The 22,325-nt window shown below is 45.0% G+C and carries 21 protein-coding genes; 13 read left to right on the forward strand and 8 right to left on the reverse strand.

Going from position 1 to position 22,325, the window contains the following annotated elements:
• Positions 1–4: 4 nt before the first annotated feature.
• Positions 5–862: an alpha/beta hydrolase fold domain-containing protein gene (locus AC23N5_RS12370; protein ID WP_487755833.1), complete on the reverse strand. Its 858-nt coding sequence runs from the start codon at positions 860–862 to the stop codon at positions 5–7.
• A 220-nt stretch (positions 863–1,082) separates the two neighbouring features.
• Between AC23N5_RS12370 and AC23N5_RS12375 the strand changes: the two genes are divergently transcribed.
• The 3 genes from AC23N5_RS12375 to AC23N5_RS12385 all read left to right on the forward strand — a co-directional run bounded on the left by AC23N5_RS12375 (position 1,083) and on the right by AC23N5_RS12385 (position 3,183).
• The gene (locus tag AC23N5_RS12375) at positions 1,083–1,856 is read left to right on the forward strand and encodes an SDR family NAD(P)-dependent oxidoreductase (RefSeq protein ID WP_028524718.1); all 774 of its coding nucleotides are present in this window, start codon (positions 1,083–1,085) and stop codon (positions 1,854–1,856) included.
• A gap of 10 nt (positions 1,857–1,866) precedes the next feature.
• Positions 1,867–2,625 carry a hypothetical protein gene (locus tag AC23N5_RS12380; RefSeq protein WP_487755834.1) on the forward strand — a complete coding sequence of 253 codons (759 nt, stop codon included), beginning with the start codon at positions 1,867–1,869 and terminating at the stop codon, positions 2,623–2,625.
• Between the two features lie 84 nt (positions 2,626–2,709).
• Positions 2,710–3,183, forward strand: coding sequence for a CHRD domain-containing protein (locus AC23N5_RS12385; protein WP_064750988.1), 474 nt, complete (start codon positions 2,710–2,712; stop codon positions 3,181–3,183).
• A gap of 61 nt (positions 3,184–3,244) precedes the next feature.
• Here the strand turns inward: AC23N5_RS12385 and AC23N5_RS12390 are convergent, their stop codons facing one another.
• Positions 3,245–4,504, reverse strand: a complete 1,260-nt coding sequence (locus AC23N5_RS12390; RefSeq protein WP_487755835.1) for an aminotransferase class V-fold PLP-dependent enzyme — start codon at positions 4,502–4,504, stop codon at positions 3,245–3,247.
• Positions 4,505–4,669: 165 nt separating this feature from the next.
• Here AC23N5_RS12390 and AC23N5_RS12395 point away from each other — a divergent pair, with 165 nt between their 5' ends.
• The 3 genes from AC23N5_RS12395 to AC23N5_RS12405 all read left to right on the forward strand — a co-directional run bounded on the left by AC23N5_RS12395 (position 4,670) and on the right by AC23N5_RS12405 (position 10,671).
• Complete coding sequence (locus AC23N5_RS12395; protein ID WP_487755836.1) at positions 4,670–5,056, forward strand: hypothetical protein; 387 nt, start codon at positions 4,670–4,672, stop codon at positions 5,054–5,056.
• 97 nt (positions 5,057–5,153) lie between these two features.
• Positions 5,154–9,485 (forward strand): CusA/CzcA family heavy metal efflux RND transporter, encoded by a 4,332-nt coding sequence (locus AC23N5_RS12400; protein WP_487755837.1) that lies wholly within the window; start codon positions 5,154–5,156, stop codon positions 9,483–9,485.
• 13 nt (positions 9,486–9,498) lie between these two features.
• On the forward strand, positions 9,499–10,671 hold the full coding sequence (locus AC23N5_RS12405; RefSeq protein WP_487755838.1) for an efflux RND transporter periplasmic adaptor subunit: 1,173 nt from the start codon (positions 9,499–9,501) through the stop codon (positions 10,669–10,671).
• A 385-nt stretch (positions 10,672–11,056) separates the two neighbouring features.
• On the opposite strand, the gene AC23N5_RS12410 is transcribed toward AC23N5_RS12405, so the two are convergent.
• The 3 genes from AC23N5_RS12410 to AC23N5_RS12420 all read right to left on the reverse strand — a co-directional run bounded on the left by AC23N5_RS12410 (position 11,057) and on the right by AC23N5_RS12420 (position 13,585).
• The gene (locus tag AC23N5_RS12410; protein WP_487755839.1) at positions 11,057–11,491 is read right to left on the reverse strand and encodes a DUF3592 domain-containing protein; all 435 of its coding nucleotides are present in this window, start codon (positions 11,489–11,491) and stop codon (positions 11,057–11,059) included.
• 134 nt (positions 11,492–11,625) lie between these two features.
• Positions 11,626–12,927, reverse strand: coding sequence for a hypothetical protein (locus AC23N5_RS12415; protein WP_487755840.1), 1,302 nt, complete (start codon positions 12,925–12,927; stop codon positions 11,626–11,628).
• On the reverse strand, positions 12,920–13,585 hold the full coding sequence (locus AC23N5_RS12420) for an RNA polymerase sigma factor (protein ID WP_487755841.1): 666 nt from the start codon (positions 13,583–13,585) through the stop codon (positions 12,920–12,922). Before AC23N5_RS12420 ends, AC23N5_RS12415 begins: the two co-directional genes overlap by 8 nt.
• Positions 13,586–13,699: 114 nt before the next feature.
• On the opposite strand from AC23N5_RS12420, the gene AC23N5_RS12425 reads away from it, so the two are divergent.
• The 7 genes from AC23N5_RS12425 to AC23N5_RS12455 all read left to right on the forward strand — a co-directional run bounded on the left by AC23N5_RS12425 (position 13,700) and on the right by AC23N5_RS12455 (position 19,002).
• Positions 13,700–14,062: a c-type cytochrome gene (locus AC23N5_RS12425; RefSeq protein ID WP_183975985.1), complete on the forward strand. Its 363-nt coding sequence runs from the start codon at positions 13,700–13,702 to the stop codon at positions 14,060–14,062.
• Between the two features lie 129 nt (positions 14,063–14,191).
• A complete protein-coding gene (locus AC23N5_RS12430; protein WP_183975983.1) occupies positions 14,192–15,502 on the forward strand; it encodes an FAD-dependent oxidoreductase in 1,311 nt (436 codons plus the stop codon).
• Positions 15,503–15,594: 92 nt separating this feature from the next.
• Complete coding sequence (locus tag AC23N5_RS12435; protein ID WP_487755842.1) at positions 15,595–16,023, forward strand: QcrA and Rieske domain-containing protein; 429 nt, start codon at positions 15,595–15,597, stop codon at positions 16,021–16,023.
• A 13-nt stretch (positions 16,024–16,036) separates the two neighbouring features.
• On the forward strand, positions 16,037–16,939 hold the full coding sequence (locus tag AC23N5_RS12440; protein WP_487755843.1) for a DUF5777 family beta-barrel protein: 903 nt from the start codon (positions 16,037–16,039) through the stop codon (positions 16,937–16,939).
• A gap of 8 nt (positions 16,940–16,947) precedes the next feature.
• Positions 16,948–17,499, forward strand: coding sequence for a YceI family protein (locus AC23N5_RS12445; RefSeq protein WP_487755844.1), 552 nt, complete (start codon positions 16,948–16,950; stop codon positions 17,497–17,499).
• Between the two features lie 4 nt (positions 17,500–17,503).
• The gene (locus AC23N5_RS12450; RefSeq protein ID WP_487755845.1) at positions 17,504–18,271 is read left to right on the forward strand and encodes a c-type cytochrome domain-containing protein; all 768 of its coding nucleotides are present in this window, start codon (positions 17,504–17,506) and stop codon (positions 18,269–18,271) included.
• 14 nt (positions 18,272–18,285) lie between these two features.
• Complete coding sequence (locus AC23N5_RS12455) at positions 18,286–19,002, forward strand: VIT1/CCC1 transporter family protein (protein ID WP_487755846.1); 717 nt, start codon at positions 18,286–18,288, stop codon at positions 19,000–19,002.
• A 2-nt stretch (positions 19,003–19,004) separates the two neighbouring features.
• Here AC23N5_RS12455 and msrB read toward each other — a convergent pair whose 3' ends face one another.
• From msrB to AC23N5_RS12470, 3 genes are all read right to left on the reverse strand, one after another.
• Positions 19,005–19,553 carry a peptide-methionine (R)-S-oxide reductase MsrB gene (gene msrB / locus AC23N5_RS12460; protein WP_487755847.1) on the reverse strand — a complete coding sequence of 183 codons (549 nt, stop codon included), beginning with the start codon at positions 19,551–19,553 and terminating at the stop codon, positions 19,005–19,007.
• A 73-nt stretch (positions 19,554–19,626) separates the two neighbouring features.
• Positions 19,627–21,339, reverse strand: a complete 1,713-nt coding sequence (locus AC23N5_RS12465) for a GMC oxidoreductase (RefSeq protein WP_183975962.1) — start codon at positions 21,337–21,339, stop codon at positions 19,627–19,629.
• A gap of 272 nt (positions 21,340–21,611) precedes the next feature.
• A complete protein-coding gene (locus AC23N5_RS12470) occupies positions 21,612–22,271 on the reverse strand; it encodes a hypothetical protein (protein ID WP_487755848.1) in 660 nt (219 codons plus the stop codon).
• Between the last annotated feature and the right edge of the window lie 54 nt (positions 22,272–22,325).

The following is a 22,325-nucleotide window of genomic DNA, read 5'->3' on the forward strand; positions in this document are numbered from 1 at the left end:
TTTATCAATACCTACCCCGAAACACATTAATCAGTTTATCGGCCAGTAACTCGGCTGAAAAATCGTGGGTTTGTTCGGGGTAAAAATAGACTTGGTGATTGATTCCGTACAACGTCAATTTTGCTTCGGTCAATACCCGTTGCTCAGGCGTGATGATGTTATCTTGTCCGCCGTAAAAAAGGATGGTTCTAGGTGCGGAGGGCGTCATCGTATTTAAGGGACTTGCTTGCAAAAAATCAAGCGGTGCTTCTTCGTACGATTTTCCAATCAGCTGCACAATAGATTTTTCTAAACCTGCTTCACGCAGCGCTTTGGAGGTCAGGTCGGTGGGGGCTACAATGCCCACTACCGCCCGTACGCCATCCGTGGGATGGGTATAACTGTACTGCATCGCCAAGTGCCCTCCCGCACTCACTCCCCCGATGACAAAAGCTCCTTCGTTTAGGTGATAAGTTGCCGCCTTTTGCTTCAAAAAAGCCACCAATTGTTGAATATCTTCGATTTGCTGCCCAATTCTTACCCCTGTTTTGCTAGTCACGCGGTAGTTGGCATTGACAATCGTCAAGTTTTTTTGTGCTTTTTTAAGCTGTTCGACACTAGGAGTTAAAAATGATTTATCGCCCCCCGACCAAGACCCTCCATGCAATAAAATCAGCACTTCAGATGGTTTTCCAGAAACAGTTTCGGGGTAATGAATGTCAAAACGTTGCAGTGGATCTGTACCATACGATTGGTCGTAAAGGTCTTTGTAAGAAGCAATTTGTTCATCAATAAAAGGGGTTAGCGTTTCGCTTTGGCAGCCAAACAAGGCCATTGTTACCAGATATAAAGCCAATAAGACACGGCTAAGTTTCCAAGTCATTTTTAAACAAGTATTCATACGTTCAATGTCTATGGCCTGCGCCATTGGGTTGGAGTGTGGTACGTTCAATAAATATACGGGTTAAACGAAAAGAAAGATTAAATCAGTGTTTTGCAGGCTTTCTTTAAAATTGCTTCTGAAATATAGGTCTTTTCGGCAAAATCACGGTATTTTTGCCCACTTGATGACTTACTTTTTATAAAGCCGCATTTCAATATTCATGTTCACACTCACCAATAAAGTAGCCCTCGTAACTGGCGGAGCCAGTGGTATCGGACTCGCAATCAGCCAGTTGTTTGCGCAACAAGGCGCTTATGTTCACATTCTTGAGCTCAATCAAGCCCAAGCCCAAACCGTTGCCGATGAATTGGTGCAACAGGGTTTTCAGGCAGAAGCACACGCGGTAGATGTCTCAAAACAAGCAGATGTAGTCGAAACGATTCAAGCCATTATCCAAAAGCATCCCATTGATATTTTGGTCAACAACGCGGGGGTAGCGCACGTTGGGAAAGCCCATACAACCAGCGAAAGTGATTTTGAACGGGTGATGAACGTCAACGTCAAAGGGATGTATAATTGTCTTTTTACGGTCATTCCTCATTTTCAAAGCAAAGGTGGTGGCGTCATTTTAAACACTGCTTCCATTGCAGGTACCGTCGGGATTCCTGATCGGTTTGCGTATTCGACCAGCAAAGGGGCGGTGATTGCGATGACGCTTTCGGTAGCCAAAGATTATTTGCACGACAATATTCGCTGCAATTGTCTTTCTCCTGCCCGCGTTCATACGCCGTTTGTGGATGGTTTTATTGCCAAAAATTACCCTGGCAAAGAAGCTGAAATGTTTGAGAAATTATCAAAATCTCAGCCGATTGGACGCATGGCAAAACCGTCCGAAATTGCCAGCCTTGCGCTTTATCTTTGCTCAGACGAAGCTGGTTTTATTACTGGTTGCGATTATTTGATTGATGGTGGTTTTGTAAAACTTAATAACTAATAACCAGGTCTTGAATTTTTCTAAAAACATCGAATTTTCGGCTAAAACGTTCATCAAGCTATTGACGGCGATAGGGTATTTATTTACCTTATCGGCGCAGGCCCAGCCCGTCAATTTACGTAAAGTTGATTCGTTGTTTTTGAATGGTAAAATCGAAGAAACGGAAGTGTTGTACGAACGCTACTTGTCTGGTTTCAAAAACACAACGCTCGCACCTCTACCTATTTATTATAAGTTGGCGTACATCAACGAAAAGCAAAACGATTATGCCCGTGAGTTGTATTATTTGAGTATGATTTACAACCGCCAACCAAGGCAAGCCGTTTTGAATAAAATTACTGAAACAGCGGCTAATTACAATTTATCGGGTTATGAAGTTGATGACTTTAGTTTCATTTTTCTATTTTTTAGGAAATACTCCCTTTACTTTACGTTGTTTTTGTTGATTGTTGGGATATATGCTTTCGTGGTGCTTGTACAGAAAAAAAGGCACAACGAACTCATACAACGACGCCACACTTGGGTCGTGATTTTGTATCTAAGCACCCTGCTTATACTACTCAACTTGCCTGACTTTTACCAAATTGGTATTATTAATAAGGAAACAGCTTTCCTGCGCGAATCGCCCTCCTCGGCAGCGCCCGTCAAAAAGGCGATTTCCCGAGGGAATAAAGTCATTGTCCTCAGTGAAACCGATGAATGGTTACAAATTTGGTGGGACGAACACGCGCTCTACGCCAGAAAGTTAGATGTTTGGGCCATCCAATAACGGATTTTTTCTCCCTAAACTATTGGATATTGACACGGAAAACAATATTATTGCATAATCAAACAAAACAAATCAGCAAATTCCATGAAGAAATTGACGCAAGCTCTACCCTTTTTCATCGCTCTATTGATTGTGGGAGTTATGGTCAGCTGTACTGAAAAAGGTCCACACACTAATCCTGAGGTCAAATTTGAAGCAACGCTGACAGGTGCCAATGAAGTACCTCCCGTCACTACCAGTGCCACAGGCCGTATGGAGGGTGTTTACAACAAAGAGACCAAAAAGCTCACTTATACAATCACTTACTCTGGTCTTACTGCTACTGCGGGGCACTTCCATAGCGGCAATAGCTGGGAAGCTGGGCCAGTAGTTTATAACTTTGGCAGTACATTAAATTCTCCTATTTCTGGTTCTTGGGATTTAAACCAACAACAAGAAAATCTGCTCTTTTCAGGATTGCTTTATGCAAACATTCACACAGCAGTAAACAAAGGCGGAGAAATTCGTGGCCAAGTGAACATGGTAGATTTCAACGCTTGGAAAGCAAGTCGTAAATAATCGCTTTCTACTTTTTTTATTAGCCCTTCCAAGTTCAATCTTAACTTGGAAGGGCTTTTTTTTAGCCTGCTAGTTCTTTCAACGCTTTCACAAACGTGTCTAATTCTTGGGTGGTGGTAAACAAATGAGGCGTTACGCGCACCCCGTGAACGTTGGCATAGTCAATCGCGACCGTCCAAATTTTATATTTTTCCATCAACGTTTTGGCCAACTCCGCAGGCGAAAGCTTAGCTACACCCACGTTTCCAATCGCACCGTGGCGAGCAGGATCCGCAGAAGTATTGACCACAATGCCAGGATGGTTTCTGACTTTGGACGTCCAATACGTTTGCAAATACCGCAGCCGTGCTTCTTTTCGTTCAATGCCAATTTTTTTGTGGTAATTAATGGCATCAGCCAAGGCCAAATCGGTATGAACGGGATGCGTACCCGTGTGGTTGAGTTTCCGAATGTCGTCGTCGGGATAGCCTGTTTCTCCTAATAAAGGCCAAATTTGCTTGATTTTTTCTTTTTTTACGTACAACAAACCTGCCCCCAACGGGCACCCCAACCACTTGTGAAGGCTGCTTCCGTAGTAATCACAGTGCAAATCAGGGATTTTAAAGTCAAAATGCCCTACCGCATGTGCGCCGTCCACCATCACCTCTACCCCACGGGCGTGCGCCATGTCAGCGATTTTTTGAATGGGTAAAATATGACCTGTGATATTGATGATGTGGCACACCATCAGAAGGCGGGTTTTAGGCGTAATGGCTTGTTCGTAAAGCGTCACGATTTCGTCGTCGGAGGCGGGATGATTCGGTACCGAAACAAATTTGTTCACTATCCCATAGCGGCGAGCTTGTTGTTTAAACATATCAACCATGGCACCATAATCTTGTAAAGCCATCACCACTTCGTCGCCTGCTTTCCAGTCGATGCCCGAAATGATGGTATCGAGCGATTCTGTGGTATTACGCGTAATGATAACTTCCTCGTAAGAAGCGCCCACCAATTCCGCCAATTGTTTCCGCACGGCCAGCTTGTCATCAAACTGCCGCGTCCGCATATACCGCGATGAAATTTTATTTATATCCCTAACGTGTTCTATATACGTATTTAGTACTTCGTCGGATGCCAAAACGTAATAGCCGTTTTCGAGGTGAATAAACTCAGAAGTCACGGTAAAGCCTTTACGAACTTCTGCCCAAAATTTTTCATTTTGAGCTATTTCTTCGGGTGATTGATGTTGAAAAGCTGCCAAAGCCGTATCCACTGTTGTTTGACTCAATGCGACCAATCCTGTCACAGACTGGAGAAATTCACGTTTGTTGAGAAGCATGATGATGGTAAGGGGTATGGTTAAAAAGTAAAAGTAATTTTTCTTCCCCAAAAGTATCCCATGTAGGCACCAATTTCTTCGTAATTACGTTGGATTATGACAACCATCATTGAAAAACAAATTCCCGTTGTCGTTATTTAGGTTGTATTACTGTAAAATTCACTCGTGAAAGGGTTCATTTCAAAGCTTTTATTGGCAATTTACCTGCTTTCAGCAACTCCTTGTAATCAGTTGCTCAAGTTGCCTGTGCTTGTAGTACACTTCCACGAACACCAACACCGAGACGCGGGTACTTCTTTCTTCAGTTTTATTTATCACCACTATGCTGTCAATCACGCGGATGATGGCGACACCGCCCGCGACCAGCAACTGCCGTTTCAGTCACACGATGACTGTGGGTCGTTTCAAGTTCCCATTTATCTTTTTCCGAGGTTTGAGCCTTTAGCACCTCGTGTGGTCGTTTTACAATCAGAAAAACCTTCCTTTTATTCTGATTCGGATTTACTAGCTACCTATTTATCAGCGATTTGGCAACCGCCACAACGCGCCTAATGAAACATTTTTGAGCCTCTATTGGCTCCATTTTTTCCCTTGCTGCTCTTTTTAGTGCCGCGAGGCGATGCTATTGTTTCATTTTTACATCTTTGCCATGCTAAATTCAATCATTGAGTTTTCCGTCAGGAACAAACTCATCATTGGGCTATTTGTCCTTGCCCTCATCGGTTACGGAACCTACGAAGTAACCAAACTCCCCATTGATGCCGTCCCCGACATCACCAACAATCAAGTACAAGTCATTACAATTGCGCCGTCATTGGGAGCGACCGACATTGAGCGCTTAGTTACTTTTCCCATCGAACAAGCCAATAACAACATTTCGGGACTTATCGAAATAAGAAGCTTTTCACGTTTTGGATTATCGCTAGTAACCATCGTTTTTGACGATGCCACAGACATTTATTGGGCACGGCAGCAAGTAGCCGAACGCCTCCAAAAAGTCCAAGCTGAAATCCCGCAAGGGATTGGAGTACCTGAACTAGGCCCTGTTTCGACGGGTTTAGGCGAAATTTATCAGTACGTGGTTCGTCCCAAAGAAGGCTACGAATCACAGTACAACGAAACCGACTTACGAACCATCCAAGACTGGATAGTCCGCCGCCAACTCCTTGGTGTAAAGGGCGTTGCGGAAGTGAGTAGCTTTGGAGGCAAACTCAAACAATATTCCATTGAAGTGGATCCCAACAAACTACAAGCGTACGGAATTACCATCAATGATGTCTTCAAAGCCCTCGAAACCAATAACCAAAATACGGGAGGTTCTTACATCGAAAAAGCATCTACGGTGCTGTATATTCGCAGTGAGGGGCTGGTAGGTACGTTGGATGACATCAAAAATATTGCCATCAAGAGCCTCAGCGGGGGTACACCTTTATTTATTGGAGACGTAGCCGATGTTAAACTAGGATATGCCACCCGCTTTGGAGCAATGACTTACAACGACCAAGGAGAAGTAGCGGGTGCGGTGGTAATGATGCTCAAGGGTGCCAACAGCAGCGAGGTAATCAAAAACGTCAAAGAGCGCATTACCCAAATTCAGAAAACCCTGCCCGAAGGTGTGGTCATTGAAGCGTTTTTGGACCGAACCAAAATGGTTAATAATGCCATTGGAACGGTAGAACAAAACCTCTTAGAAGGTGCCTTAATCGTCATTTTAGTACTTGTGTTCTTTTTGGGTAACCTCCGCGCGGGTTTGCTGGTTGCGTCAGTGATTCCATTGGCGATGCTGTTTGCCATCATTATGATGAACCTTTTTGGCGTAAGCGGCAACCTAATGAGTTTGGGCGCGTTAGATTTTGGGCTTATCGTCGATGGGGCGGTGATTATTGTGGAGGCGGTCATGCACCAACTTTCCCACAACAAAAAATTTAACGAACTAACGCACCTTAGCCAGCCCCAAATGGACGATGAGGTACAACAATCGGCCAGTAAAATGATGAACAGTGCTGTGTTTGGGCAAGTCATTATTCTGGTGGTGTATTTACCCATTTTTACCCTCCAAGGCATTGAGGGAAAGATGTTTAAGCCCATGGCACAAACCGTAGCTTTTGCCTTATTGGGCGCATTTTTGCTTTCGCTGACGTATATCCCCATGATGAGTTCGGTGTTTTTGAGTAAAAAAATTCATCATGTCCCCAATTTCTCCGACCGATTCATGGCAAAAGTGGAAATGTTTTACCAAAATGCCCTTACCAAAATCATAGAGTTCCCAAAAATGGTTTTAGTCGGCGTGATTTCTCTTTTTGCTATCTCAATCTTGGTTTTCAGCACTTTGGGCGGCGAATTTATCCCTGCTCTCGAAGAAGGTGACTTTGCCGTGGACACCCGTGTGCTTACGGGAAGTAGCCTCTCGACGACCGTTGAAAGCACCCAAAAAGCGGCACATATTCTCAAAACTCGCTTTCCAGAAGTGGAAAAAGTGGTCACAAAAATTGGGAGTGGCGAAGTCCCTACCGACCCCATGCCCATGGATGCCAGCGACATGATGGTAATTTTAAAAGACAAAAAAGAATGGACTTCTGCCAAATCGTTTAGTGAATTGTCCGAAAAAATGGGAGCAGCCTTGGCCGAAATCCCTGGGGTAACCGCAGGGTTTCAGTTTCCCGTTCAAATGCGTTTCAATGAACTAATGACGGGCGCGCGGCAAGACGTAGTTTGTAAAATTTTTGGAGAAAACTTAGATACGCTTGCCACCTACGCCAATAAACTAGGGACGCTCATCGAAAAAATCGACGGCGCTAAAAACCTCTACGTGGAAACCGTGTCGGGGGTTCCCCAAATTGTGATTCAGTACAACCGAAACGCCATTGCCCAATACAACCTCAACATTACGGACATCAATCGGGTAGTGAATACGGCTTTTGCGGGGCAAAGCAGCGGTATGGTGTATGAAGGAGAAAAACGCTTCGACTTGGTCGTCCGCCTTAGTGGCGCGCAAAAGAAAGACCTGACTTCGGTTCAAAACTTGCTGATTCCCACACCCAACGGCCCGCAAGTTCCGCTGTATCAATTGGCCGATGTTCAAATCAAAGAAGGACCCAACCAAATTCAGCGCGAGGACGCCAAGCGTCGTATTGTCGTGGGGTTCAACGTTCGCGGTCGCGACGTTCAAAGCATTGTCAATGAACTCCAAGGCAAAGTAGCCCAAGGAATTCGCTTCCCAACGGGCTACTATATTACGTACGGCGGGGCGTTTGAAAACCTCAACGCAGCCAAAGAACGGCTGATGATTGCCGTACCTGTTTCGTTGGCGTTAATTTTTCTGTTGCTCTTTTTCGCCTTCAATTCGGTCAAGCAAGGACTGCTCATTTATTCTGCCATTCCTCTGTCGGCCATTGGGGGTATTTTGCTTTTGGCCGCGCGCGGAATGCCCTTTAGTATCAGCGCGGGCGTTGGGTTTATTGCCTTGTTTGGGGTAGCTGTTTTAAACGGCATTGTACTCATTGCTGAATTTAACCGACTCAAAGCGAGCGGACTAGAAGACGTCAAACAAATTGTCATCAACGGCACCAAGGTTCGACTTCGCCCCGTATTGATGACGGCGTTCGTCGCATCTCTGGGCTTTTTGCCGATGGCCATCAGCAACGGCGCAGGTGCCGAAGTCCAACGTCCACTTGCTACGGTCGTGATTGGCGGGCTGATGATTGCTACCTTTCTGACGTTGTTTGTCTTGCCCATTTTATACATGACGTTTGAAAAAATTGGGAAAAAACCTCCCCTAGCTGTTCTCGTGGCGTTAGGTTTTATTAGTTTTTCAACACAAGCTCAAACGCCCATTACGTTGGAAGCAGCAATTGATACTGCACTGAAAAACAACTTATTAATCAAAAACGAAAAGCTCGTTTCGGCCTACCAACAAGCCCTGACGAAAACCGCCAAAGCGCTCCCTCAAGCGACCGTCACGGCCGAACTAGGACAAATCAACAGCGTTTATTTTGACTCCAAAGTCGGTATTGGTCAATCGTTTAGCTTTCCGAAAGTGTATCAAACCCAACAAAATTTATTGAACGCCGAGTGGCAACGCAGTGTGTTGGCCATCAACGTTCGGGAGGCGGACGTTCGGAAGCAAGTTGCCCAAGTTTTTTACGAATTGGTGTATTTACAACAAAAGAAACGGTTGCTCCAGTTTGCCGATACCCTTTATACTGACTTCTTCAAACGGGCGGAATTACGGCTTGCCAAAGGCGAAAGTAACATCCTTGAAAAAGCCACGGCCGAAACGCAATTGGGGCAAATTACGACGCAGTTGAATCAACTTCAGTTTGATTCCGAAGCGCTTCAATGGCAATTTCAACTGCTGTTGAATACAACGACCCTATTTACTCCGACCGTTTTGGCGTTCAAACTCGCCTCCCCTTCTCAACTTCTTTCCTTCAACGACCACCCTTATTTACGGTGGTTGCGACAACAGCAACAAGTAGCCGAGGCTAGTTTTCAGGTTGAAAAAGCGCGCTTGTTGCCGAACCTTTCGGTGCTGTATAACAACGGTAGCATCCGAGGAACAGGCGCTGATAATCAAATCTATACAGGTTTTCACCGCTTTCAATCGGTACAATTTGGCGTAGGAATCCCGATTTTTGCAGCGGCTCAAAAAGCCCAAATCAACAGCGCTAAAGTTCAAAAACTCATCGCTGAAAGTAACGTTCAAGTAGGCGTCCAATCGCTTCAAACCAATTACCAAACGGCCAAAGCCCAGTACCAGAAGTTATTGAATACGGTCACTTATTTTGAAAATACGGCTTTGGCCAACGCTCAATTAATTATGACAACCGCCAACCAACAATTGTTGGCAGGAAACATCAATTATCTGGAGTGGGTTCTGCTCGTCAACCAAGCCACCACGGTACGAAACGACTACGTTGAGGCAGTCAAAAACCTCAACAACGCTGCCATCCAGCTCCAGTATTTCAGTCAAACCAATTAATCCTTCGACTCCTATGAAACGTACCATAAAATTCCCAAAAATGCCTTTCGCTCCCTCTTTTTTGAGTGGACTCCTTTTCTGTTCAGCCGTTTTTGTTCTAACAGCTTGCAGTAAAAAAACCTCCGAAACCAACGCGACCGCTGCCCCAGTGGAGGAAAACTTGATTCAACTCAGCGATGCCCAGCTCAAAAACGCCGAGATTGTAACGGGCGCATTGACCCAAAGGCCTATTTCGTCGGTGTTAAAAGTAAACGGACGCGTTGAAGTTCCACCCCAAAACGTGGTTTCCATCAGCGTACCTACGGGTGGTTATTTGGAAGAAACCGATTTGTTGGTAGGGATGAACGTTCGCAAAGGGCAAGTGTTGGCCGTGATGGAAGACCAGCAGTACATTCAACTCCAACAAGATTATTTGACAGCAAAATCCAAAATCAACTTCCTCGAAAACGAGTATTTGCGCCAAAAAGACCTCAATCAAAGCAAAGCCAGCAGCGACAAAGTGTACCAGCTTTCGGAAGCGGAGTTTCGGAGCCAAAAAGTATTGATTAGCGCCTTGGCCCAAAAACTTCGGTTGGTAGGCATCAATCCCGACCATTTGAGCGAAAACAACATTACGCGTACCGTTAAGGTTATTTCGCCCATCAACGGCTATGTGTCTAAAATCAACACCAACATCGGTAAGTACGTCTCGCCTACCGAAGTTATGTTTGAATTGGTGAACCCTTCGGATATTCACTTGGTACTGAAAGTGTTTGAAAAAGACGTGGATAAACTCTACATAGGGCAGAAAATTTGGGCTTATACCAACAATCAACCCGAGCGAAAACACCTTTCAGAAGTAATTATGATTGGAAAAGACCTCACCTCTGACCGTGCCACGGAAGTACAATGTCACTTTCGACAGTATGACAAAGCCCTCATTCCAGGCACCTACATGAACGCGGAAGTAGAAGTTAAAAACAACCAAGCCTACGTTCTTCCCGAAGATGCCATCGTGAGGTACCAAGGCAAACAGTACGCTTTTGTCCAGAAATCAAATAAAGAATATTTGATGAACGAAGTCAACGTAGGAAATACTGAAAATGGCTTTACCGAGATTTTATCTCCAGCGCCCAGTCAGCAAAATTTCGTCATAAAAGGCGCTTATACGCTTTTGATGAGCTTGAAAAACAAGTCAGAAGAGTAAGTACATTGATTCTTTACCCGCAGATGGGCGCAGATTTAAAGCCGCAGATTTTCGCTGAATAATGACAATTAAGTAATAAAGCAAAAGTTCTAGAGTAATTCAAAGTAGCCTCGGTAGAGGCGCAACATTTGTAGTAACAGCAGGTGATTTTTTAATTTTTGCTTCGGAGAAGCATAACTTGGTACTTTGTTATGCTTCTCCGAAGCAAAAGGGTTTTATATATGGCTCTCTTTACTACTACTACAAAGGTTACGCTTCTACGAAGCAGTGTAAACTCTAATACTCTAAAATTTATGCTCAACTACTTAAAACTACCTTCACTGCGAAAATCTGCGCTTGCATTATTCTGCGCCCATCTGCGGGTAAATTTTTTTTAAACTATTAGCTAGAAAAACAATTCCTTGAGTAAGCTAGGCAGCCCAATCAAAGAAAACACTACCCCAAAGGCCCCCAACACGGTAGGAAGTAGCCATTCATCTTTGCCTTCCATCAATACCTCGTTGGGGTTGCTTTTTTGGTACCAAATACGAATTGTTTCACCCACCTGAAATTGCACGGGCGTCGTGTAAAGCGCTGAGTAATATACCCTTGTTTGGTTACGATTATCGGTAAATTGAATCACAACGGCCTTGGCCGTGGAAGGGGGAATTTGCGGCTTTTTATAATGAGCAATCACCAAAGCGGTCGTTTCTAGCCCGCTTGATTTTAGTTTTCTGTTTTTATTCCAGAAATAGTAAGCAAACCCCAAACACACCAGTCCTACCAGTGCAAAGGCGCCACTAAAAATTACCCAGCTCCAAGAAATTTCGCTCGTTTTCATCCGCAAGTTGTTTACTTTGTGTAGTCCGTTTTTTATGACACCAAAGTTGCGATACGAAAACAATTCGCTCAATTTTTTTCTATTGAACCTTCAAAATGAGAGACTAAGCCGTTGTTTTTAGCCAAAGAACCAACTCACTTTTTCCCAAACTCTACCCACAACGAGGCTTTTATTCCAAACACATTGTTCCCCCCAACGGCATATTCGGGTTGACGAAACGAAAAGTTGGCAAAGGGCTGTACTTGCGCAATGCCTTGCTTCCATTTCTTCTGAATACCCAACCCAAACGTATATTCGTAAAATGATTTGGGTACGTGTCTGGTTTCGGCAGAAAGGTATTGCTCTGCTCCATCTTTGTACGCTTCAAACTTTACTTGATTAAAAGCCCGCAAATCCACGTTGGTGGACGTGGCAAAAACCAAGGAAAAATCGCGCCGTAGTGGTAAATAATACTTGAACCCAATCGGCATTTCAACCGTTGAAACGTGCGTTTCGATTTCCTCCAAATGATCATTGGGCGGAATGACGTCGGCAAATTGTTTGACAAAATCTAACCCTGTGGCGGCATTATACTCTTTGACAGTCTCATACTCTTGGCTCAAAAACGTGTGCGCATGTAAGCCTGCCGAAATGCTAAAATTGGGTGATAAAAACAGTTCAACACTCGGCCCGACGCCTATTTTTCGGAGCCCAAACTCCGATTCTACCCCTACCCGTACGCGCGGTGTTGGGAATTTGAACGTTTTCTTTGCCAAGGGAGGTGTGGCTTTGGCCGTGGTGTCTTTTGAAGTAGGCAACTGCGCCACTGGTTTTGATTCTGTGGTCAAAGAATCGTCCTTCGCAGTGGTTTCATTCGGTGTTGGCTCGGTTGGTACGGCTTCCGTCGGTTGCGCTTCGAGCAGTTTCTCGGTAGCCGCTACCGCCAGGGTATCCGTTGCTTTGGCGCCACGCGCTTCGAGTGCTACTTGCGCTGGATTTTTCTTTACATTTTCCTTTTTTAACCGCTGATTTTTAGTTCCTTCTGAACTAGCATTCGTACTGGCCAATTGATAACCGTTTTCGTCAGTGTTAGACACATAGCGGTGCTCTACCACCATTTTTTTGATGATATAAACCGTATCTACTTGGTGAGCGGTGACGAGTTCCGCCGATGAGGAAGTCGTTCGCCGCAGCGTTGCCACATCTTGTTTTAAGATAGAATTTTCTTCATAGAGTCGTCTTATAAGCTGCTGATTTTTAAACTGATAATAAAGATTCCCGAGCAAACCCGTAAAAATAAGTCCACCCATGGTCAGCAATCCCCACTCTCTTAAAAACGACAAATACCAAGGAACGGGCAATCTCTTTTTGACCGTTTCCCAGCCCTCGGGGCTCATCGGGCGGTTGACGGACTCCAGTTGTTGTTTGATTCTCCGTTCAAAAAAATCATTATTCATGTTTGTGTGTGATTTCATCTTGTTGAATAACATACGCACTAATCCAACTTTGCAGTTTTGCCTTGGCTTTCGACAAGTTGGAGCGTGATGCACTTTCGCTAATTCCGAGCATTTCTGCGATTTCGTTGTGGTTGTACCCTTCGACGACCGACAGCGAAAAAACCGCACGGTACGATGCTGGGAGCCGTTGGACGAACGTCATTATTTCGTCAGCCGTAATATTTACCAGGTGTTCATCCTTGTAATAACTATCCGAATAAGGCACTTGCGATGCTTCGTCCAAATCAGACCAGCTGATTTTGTGCGAGTTCCGTCGATAATGGTCAATAGCGGTATTAATCATAATCCGCTTCAGCCACCCTTCAAACGGCTGAGTAGGATCATACTTTTCTATTTTATCAAATACTTTTAAAAATCCGTCACTGGCCATCTCTTCCGCTTCTACCTCATTTTGAGCATACCTGAGGCAGGTATTCTTGGCAAAATTGGCGTAGCGTTCATACAACTGACGCTGCGCTTTTGTATCTCGCCTAAGACACCCTTCCAGTATTTCTTGCCACGTAGTAGCGCTACTTTTTCTTTTGAAAATCACCCTTGTTGCTGCGTTGAGGTTCTTACGATTTAGAATACGAGAAAGATACGTAGAATGCTTCTTCAAAAAAATAAAAAAAATATTGAGGTACCGAAGAAGCGTTTCAAATGCCTACCAGCGTATGCTATTATAAATGACCTTCCTCCTTTACACTTGTTTAACCATTAAATTATTTTTTTTATGAATCTATCCTCTTTTAAACCAAAAATTGCCGTAGGCGCCCTGGTCAGCGCGGTTATTTTTTCATCTTGTAAAGAACAATTCCTGGCCGAAACCCCAACTACTGGACTTACTCAGCAAAGTGCCCGTGCGGCGGCCGTCACCGAGCACCCAGGCAGGCTCATGGCTTCCAACTGTTTTCAATGCCACGGCACCAACGGCTACGGTATGGAACACCTAGCGGGCATGAAAACGACGGAGTTGATTGGTGAACTCAATGAGATGAAAGGCAAAAGCGTAGGTGCAGACATTATGAATGTACATGCCCAAGCGTACACCGCGGATGAAATCAAACTAATCGCCGATTTTTTTTCAAAGCAATAATTCCGCCTTCCTCTTTTTCTTCTAAACTTCCCTGCTGCGTAGGTGTAAGTCGAATCCTCTTGTGCTTTCCTGGCGGTTTCAGGAAGCCTTTTTAACCAATTTTTTTAACCTAGAGACTACTGACAGATTATGAAAAGACGCGATTTTATCAATCATCTTGGGGCTTCTGCCTTGGGGTTAGCTGCTATACAGGAAGCCTTCGCCGATGGCACTATTCTTTCCAATGCCCCCATTCAAATACCCACCAATACGGGCGTAAGTGGCCGCGTGGTTGTGGTGGGAGGAGGTATGGCAGGTACTACTGCCGCCAAGTTCCTACGTTTGTGGGGTGGAACGGGAGTAGAAGTCACCCTCGTTGAACCCAATGCGGTCTATTACTCTAACATATTCAGTAACATGGTGTTAACGGGCGACCGTACCTTGAGCCAAATTACCTTTAATTACAATACCCTTGTTAGTAAATACGGCGTAAAACTCGAAACCAGTGCCGTGACCAACATCGACCCCATCGGGAAAAATGTTCGCCTGAGCAACGGAAAAACGCTGGCCTACGACCGTATGATTTTAGCCCCAGGCATTGATTTTGACCCACTTCCACTTTCAGGAACGGCCGACAATCAAGCCAAAATTTTGCACGCTTGGAAAGCAGGTGCCCAAACAACGGCCCTGAAAGCGCAAATCCAATCAATGACCAAGAATGACACCTTTATCTTGACCATTCCGCCCAAACCGTACCGCTGTCCGCCTGGCCCCTACGAGCGTGCTTGCGTGGTAGCCGATTACCTAAAACGCGTGAAAGGCGGCGGAAAAGTAATCATTCTGGATGCGAACTCAGGGATTCAGGCACAACCTACCAACTTTACGAATGCTTTTAACAACACCCACAAAGGCATCATCACGTACGTGCCAGGCGCTACTATCAACAGCATTGATGCCAACACAGGTACGGTAAATACCGCCGTGGGTTCGTTCAATGGAAAAGTAATTAACGCCATTCCAACGCACAAAGCAGGTAACTTGATTACCCAATCGGGCATCGGACTGGCCAATGCTGGTGGCGGAAGATGGGCGGGAGTAAATGTGCTTTCGTACGAGTCAACGGCCGTACCAAATGTTCACATTATTGGTGATGCTTCGTCAACTACGCAGCCCAAAGCAGGCCACATTGCCAACGCTGAAGCGAAAGTATGCGTTGATGCCATTATCAAATTGTTCCGTGGAGAAACGGTCAATCAGGCTCCTATCACCAATTCCTCTTGTTTTACTCCCATCACCAAAACAACGGCTTCTTGGTTGTCGGTGGTGTTCCGTTATGACCCTGCCACTGCGACTATGTTACCAACGGGCAAAGGCGTTGTGGAATCAAACGGCGCATCAAAAGATTTTCACGAAGATATGCTCAAATGGTTTGACAACTTGATGTCAGACACATTTGCTTAGTAGGGTTTCTTGCATTCGACTTTGCCCAAGGCAGCGATTCTTGGGCAAAGTTTACCACTTACTGTTTTACACAAACGTCTAAATACATTTCTATGAATCAGCAAGAAAAAATCAAAAGAAACGAGTTTTTGAAAAAACTTGGATTCTCAGGCGCGGCTCTTTTCGCCCTTTACACCCTCGACAGTTGCCAAAACGAATCAAACGTGGCACCCCTCGCTGGTGATATTACCGTCGATTTAGCCGATGCGTCCAACGCCCAACTAAAAACGAACGGTGGTTATGTCATTAAAAACGGGGTGGTGATTGCTCGCGTAAACGCAACTACTTACATTGCCGCTACCCTTACGTGTAGTCACGAGGGTAAGACCCAAATTACGTTTAAGAACAACGAATGGTATTGTACTGCCCACGGCGCTCGCTTCGACCAAACGGGCAAAGGATTAAATACGGAAGGGAAAAAAGGGTTGAAGATATACCAAACGACAGTTTTGAATTCTACCCTAACAGTTAAAGCTGCATAATTGACAATCAGTCATGAAGAAAATCATTCTAATAGTATTCATCTTGAGCTATGGCAGCGCCATGGCCCAAGATGACCTCCTCAAAATGCTTGACAACGAATCGACAGGCCCTTTGTATGCCACGGCGACGTTCAAATCGACACGGGTCATCAATGGCCAATCCGTTGAAACCATCGCTAAAAAGCACCTCGATTTTCGGATTTCTCACCGATTTGGGGCTTTAAACTCAGGGTTTTCAAATTTGTGGGGGTTGGACGAATCACGCATTCGGATTGGACTAGAATACGGCGTTACCGACCGTTTGATGATTGGAGCGGGGCGGAGTTCGTACCAAAAAACGTACGATTATTTTGCCAAATACAAGCTTTTGCGACAATCCAATCGGTGGTTCGAGCCTGTGAGTATTGCGGTTTTTGCAGGGGCTTATACCAATACGATGCCCACTGCGCCCGACATGAAATTTTATAACAACCTCGAACGCCAAATGTACGTGGGTCAGTTGCTCATCGCTCGAAAGTTCAACGACCGAGTTTCATTGCAATTGAGTCCCACGTTTTTACATCGCAACAAAACCGAAAGCCAAATCGACGAAAACGACGTTTTTGGCACGGGCATTGGGGGGCGTTTCAAACTTAGCAAACGTACTTCGTTCAACGCCGAATATTTTTATACCGTCAAAAAAATCGGTACGGCCTACGTTCGTGACCCACAGTACAAAGATTGTTTATCACTCGGTTTTGACATCGAAACGGGCGGGCACGTCTTCCAACTGCATTTGTCTAACTCACGCGGGATGATTGAAAACCAATTTATTGGCGCCACCACGGGAAGTTGGAGCAAAGGTGATATTTTCTACGGATTCAACATTTCACGCGTATTTAGCTTTGACCGAGACGCTAAAAAAACGCACAAATAACTACCACTATGAAATTTCCATTGATTTTATTCCTCAGCTTAATGATGGGCAATGTCTTGGCTCAGGACGTCCTGATTGCAAGAAATGCTCAGATTAGTTTTTTCTCTGAAACACCCCTCGAAAATATTTCAGGTTTGAACAAAAACGTCACGGCCATTCTCAACACCAAAACCAGCGAAGTGGCCGTAAAAATGCAAGTGGCGCAGTTTGAATTTCCGAACAAGCTGATGCAAGAGCACTTCAACGAAAACTACTTAGAATCCGACAAATACCCAACGGCTTCTTTTACGGGAAAAATTCAGGAGAAGGTTGATTTTAGTAAAGAAGGGGTACAAGCGATTACCGCAAAAGGAATGTTGAACATGCACGGTGTTGCTAAAGAACGTACGATGACGGGAAAACTAACCGTAACAAAAACGGGCGCATCGTTGGTTTGTGAATTCAATGTTCCGCTAACCGATCACAAAATTGAAGTCCCGAAACTCGTTTTTGAGAAAATTGCCGAAGTGATTGCGGTCAAAACCAACTTTTCATTTATCCCGTACGAACAAAAAAAGTAAGCACATGAGAGCATTCATCAACGCCTTTTTTTTCGCAATTTTAATGGGTTTATTGGGAGGTTGTTTGTACGAAAAAGGTGGCCCACTTCCATCTGACACAAGTACCAGCGGCGGAACCGAGACCAACGGAGGAGGTGGGAGTACCGCTGCCCTTGATTCGTTGCCTTGCGGCGCTCCTACAACCACCAATGCTCAAAATCAGGTTTGTTTTAACACGGCCATTTTGCCCCTCTTTTTAGCCAACTGCGCCACGAGTGGCTGTCACGATTCCAAGACCGCCGAAGAAGGCTATGACCTCACGTCGTACGAAAAAATAGTTCGCAAAGGCATTACGGCAGGAAACGCCAAGAAAAGTAAACTGTATCAGGTCATCATTGATACCAGTAGAGAACGAATGCCGCCACCGCCCAACGCGCCCATGAGTAGCGATAAAATTCAACTGATTGCGTCATGGATTGACCAAGGTGCCAAAAATATCACGTGCGAAACCAGCGGTTCCACAAATTCTACGCAGGTAGCGAGTTATTCAAAGCACTTAGTGCCTATCTTTGACTATTATTGCACGGGTTGCCACAATAGCACCACACAATCGGGAAACATCAATTTAACAGGCTACGCCAACGTACAAACTTTGGCCAAAAACGGCAAGTTATACGGAGCTATCACGCACGCATCGGGCTATCAACCCATGCCTAGTAGTAGTTTGAAACTCTCAGATTGTCAGATTGGGTTGGTCAAAAAGTGGATCGACTCGGGCATGCTCAACAATTAACTTTCCCAAAAAAAATGGATACCATCCGCCACCACGAAAATAGTATTCTTCACAAAGAAGAACACCTCACCAGTTCTGCCTTTATTACCGACATCGTCATTGGTATGTCCGATGGTCTAACGGTTCCGTTTGCCCTTGCAGCGGGTTTGAGTGGTGCTGTTGACAGCAACGCGTTGGTCGTAACGGCAGGTATCGCCGAAATTGTGGCGGGGTCAATCGCGATGGGATTGGGTGGTTTTTTGGCTGGGCAAACGGAAGTAGAACACTACGATGCCGAACAAAAACGCGAATATTGGGAAATAGAGAATCTCCGACAACGCGAAATTGACGAAACCAAAGAGATTTTTGCCGACATGGGGCTTAGTCCTGAGTTGCAAGAAAAAGTGACGCAAGAGATTGCGAAAGACAAGAACAAATGGGTTGAATTTATGATGAAATATGAACTTGGCCTCGAAAAACCCGACCCCAACCAAGCTCGTAAAAGCGCCCTGACGATTGGAATTTCGTACGCTTTGGGAGGCATGGTGCCCTTGTTGCCCTATTTTTTCACCTCTACTCCTTCTGAAGGACTCATTTGGTCGGCCGTCACAACGCTGATTTGTCTCTTTATCTTTGGATACTTTAAGAGCAAAGCCACAGGACAACACCCGTGGCTAGGAGCTCTTAAAGTAACCCTCATTGGCGCAGTAGCGGCCGCAGCGGCATTTGGAGTGGCAAAGTTGTTTGAGTAAGCTTAGGGAATAGCCACCTGAGTACTATCGTCGGGGACAAAATCTAGTACGATGGAGTTCATGCAAAAGCGTTTGTGCGTAGGAGCTGGGCCGTCGTCAAAGATGTGCCCGAGGTGCGAATGGCAACGTCCACAAAGCACCTCTACCCGCTCCATTCCGTACGACTTATCGGGGGCATAAATCACGCTTGTGGGTCGCATGGGTTCAAAAAAACTAGGCCACCCACACGTACTTGCAAACTTAGCTCCCGAACGAAACAAGGCGTTTCCACAAACTGCACAATAGTACGTTCCCACGCCCGAAAAGTTCCAATATTTACCCGTAAAGGCCATTTCAGTCGCTTTCTTACGACCAACTTGATACACGCTATCAGGTAAGACTTTCTTCCATTCTTCGTCCGATACCTTCAATGGCAACGTATCAGTTCGTGAATAATACGGATTTTTCATGGTCATATCATTCGTTTTGGCAGTAGAAGTCGAAGTTTGGTTTTGACAGCTTGTAATACTCCAAAGGCTTATGAGCGCCAAGATGCAGGCAATTCGATACATAGCATTCATTCGTTTTATGGTATAAACGAATACCGTCGCTAATAAGATTCCTTTTGGTTTGTTTTGTTATGGTTTACAGATTCCCTTTTTTAAACTCCTTCACGGCATAGTCCACCGCGCGGGCAGTGAGTGCCATGTAGGTCAGTGATGGGTTTTGGGTGGCAGTAGAAGTCATACACCCACCATCGGTGACAAACACATTTTTACAAGCGTGCATTTGGTTCCAACGGTTCAACATCGACGTTTTGGGGTCATTCCCCATCCGAATGCCCCCCATTTCATGGTTTTCGTTGCCTGGAACGCGTTTGGTATCGGCGGTTTTGATGTTGATGAAGCCTGATTTGGCAAACATTTCGGAAAACTGTTCGTAAAAATCTTTCACCATTTTCATGTCATTATCGTCAAAATCGACCGACATGACCATTTGTGGAATGCCCCAGTCATCCTTCAAATCCGAATGCAGACGAACGTGATTACTTTCTTTGGTCAACACCTCTCCCATCATGTTCGCGCCGATGCTCCAGCCCTCTTTTGAAGGTGTTGCTAAGGTATTCTTTAGGTCTTCTCCCCAGCTATTTTCGGTCGGATTACCCAGTTTAGAAGCACTAATCGAGGCTGCATATCCTCTCAAGAAGTCGGTTTCTTGCTTGGTCACATTTCTAAAACGCGGCAAATAAGCGCCATTCGGGCGTTTCCCTTCGTATGTGGAATCGTGATAACCGTCAAATTCGGCCGACACCCGACCACGGTAATTGTGGAAACCAATGTATTTGCCTAACACCCCGCTATCGTTACCAAAACCATTCGGAAAACGATTAGACTTAGAGTTCAACAAAATCAAATTGGAATTCAGTGCCGAGGCATTGAGGAAAATCACCTTGGCATAGTATTCTGTCATTTGTTTGGTATTCGCATCCACGACCCGCACGCCCGTTGCCTTCCCCAGTTTCTCATCAAAAATCAACGAATGCACCACCGAGTGAGGTTTCAGAGTCATTTTTCCCGTTTTCATCGCCCAAGGTAGTGTCGAAGAATTACTGCTAAAATACCCCCCGTACGGACAACCGCGCTCGCAAAGCACCCGATGTTGGCATTGGGTACGACCTTGGTCGTGGTGGATTTGCTTGGCTTGAGATAGGTTCGCCGTACGACCAATGATGATTTGGCGGTCGGTGTAATTTTTGGCTACTTGTTGGCTAAAATGCTTTTCAACGCAGTTTAACTCGTGCGGTGGCAAAAACTCACCATCGGGGAGGTTCGGAAGCCCGTCTTTGTTTCCAGAAATCCCCGCGAATTTTTCGACGTAGCTATACCAAGGCGCAATGTCTTTGTAACGAATGGGCCAATCGACCGCAAAACCGTCGCGGGCGGGGCCTTCAAAGTCAAAATCCGACCAACGTTGCGCCTGGCGCGCCCACAACAATGAGCGCCCACCCACTTGATAGCCACGCATCCACGAGAAGGGTTTCTCCTGCACAAACGGGTGTTCAAAGTCTTTCACCACAAAATGCAGCGTCGGTTCTTTGAAGATATAGTGCCCGCTCGACGCAGGGCTTCTTTGTTTCAGTTCTAAAGGCACATCCCCCAAATGTGGAAATTCCCAAGGGTTTTTCATAGCCGTGGGATAATCAACAACGTGCTTCACGTCCCGTCCGCGCTCCAATACCAGCGTACGCAGTCCTTTTTGGGTAAGTTCTTTGGCCGCCCAGCCGCCGCTAATTCCTGTCCCCACCACAATGGCGTCGAAGGTGCGTTCTTTGATCGAATCTATATTAAAATTTGACATACTTCCGAAAGACAAATGTTTCTTATAAAAGTGTTTTAACCCCGTTTCATACTTTTAATTCAAGGCCAAAGCCCCCAAAAAAGTCTCTATACCAAGTTGCCAATTTTTCTCTCCCTAATCCCACATTCTCCCCCTACCTTTGTAGCCACAATTCACTTCATCAACATGACATAGTACCTAGTACAAGTTTTTGGGAATCTTAAAGGGTTGAAAGCAAAAAGCCGTTTGCAATTGCAAACGGCTTTTTTTATTATGTCATAATCGAAAAAAAATTAAGAGGTAAGCGTTTTTATCGTTTCTTTCAATGCTTTAAGCATTTTAAAAATCACGTATAGGTGTTCGGTAGTAGCATCATAACCCCTTGATATGCAATAGGATTGACCTTCTAGTACCATAAAATACCAATCTCTCCCCATCACAAAACAACCATACATTGCTTGCACAGGTTTTTGATTTATTGTTTGCCCAACCAGCATCGCCGACAAACATTGCCCTTCAGGCTCACCATTAGGCTCTCGGTGTTTTTTATATTCCGTGAAGCAAAAAAAAGGCGACTCAGGTTCTCGGTAGCCTGTGGCAATCAGCCCGTCAGGTTTACCGTACAGGCGAATGGATTGATGATTCAGATCTTCGACGATAGTTTCGATGGGCCGCTCAGCAAAGAGATTAAAGTAATGCTGACGATTGGTAAAACGTACCGACGAGAACATAGGGCCTATGAAATGTAACGATAACTCTTGCTCATTCCAGTGCAAAATATTGTCTTTCAGCAAACTTTGAAAAAGCGCTAGTTCTTCTTTTTCAAAATCTGATAAGGCAATTTCTTCCGAAAGTTGTAGCCAGTTGGTGAGTCCCGCCAAGGTATCTACTTGCTCCAACCCAAAGTTTTTTTCAAGGTAGAGCAACGTACAATCACTAAACGATTTTTCCATCTGCACCATAGTTTTGTTTTTTTAACCAATACTCACAAAGATAACTAACAAAAC

The sequence above is a fragment of the Runella sp. R5_40 genome (assembly GCF_057652295.1).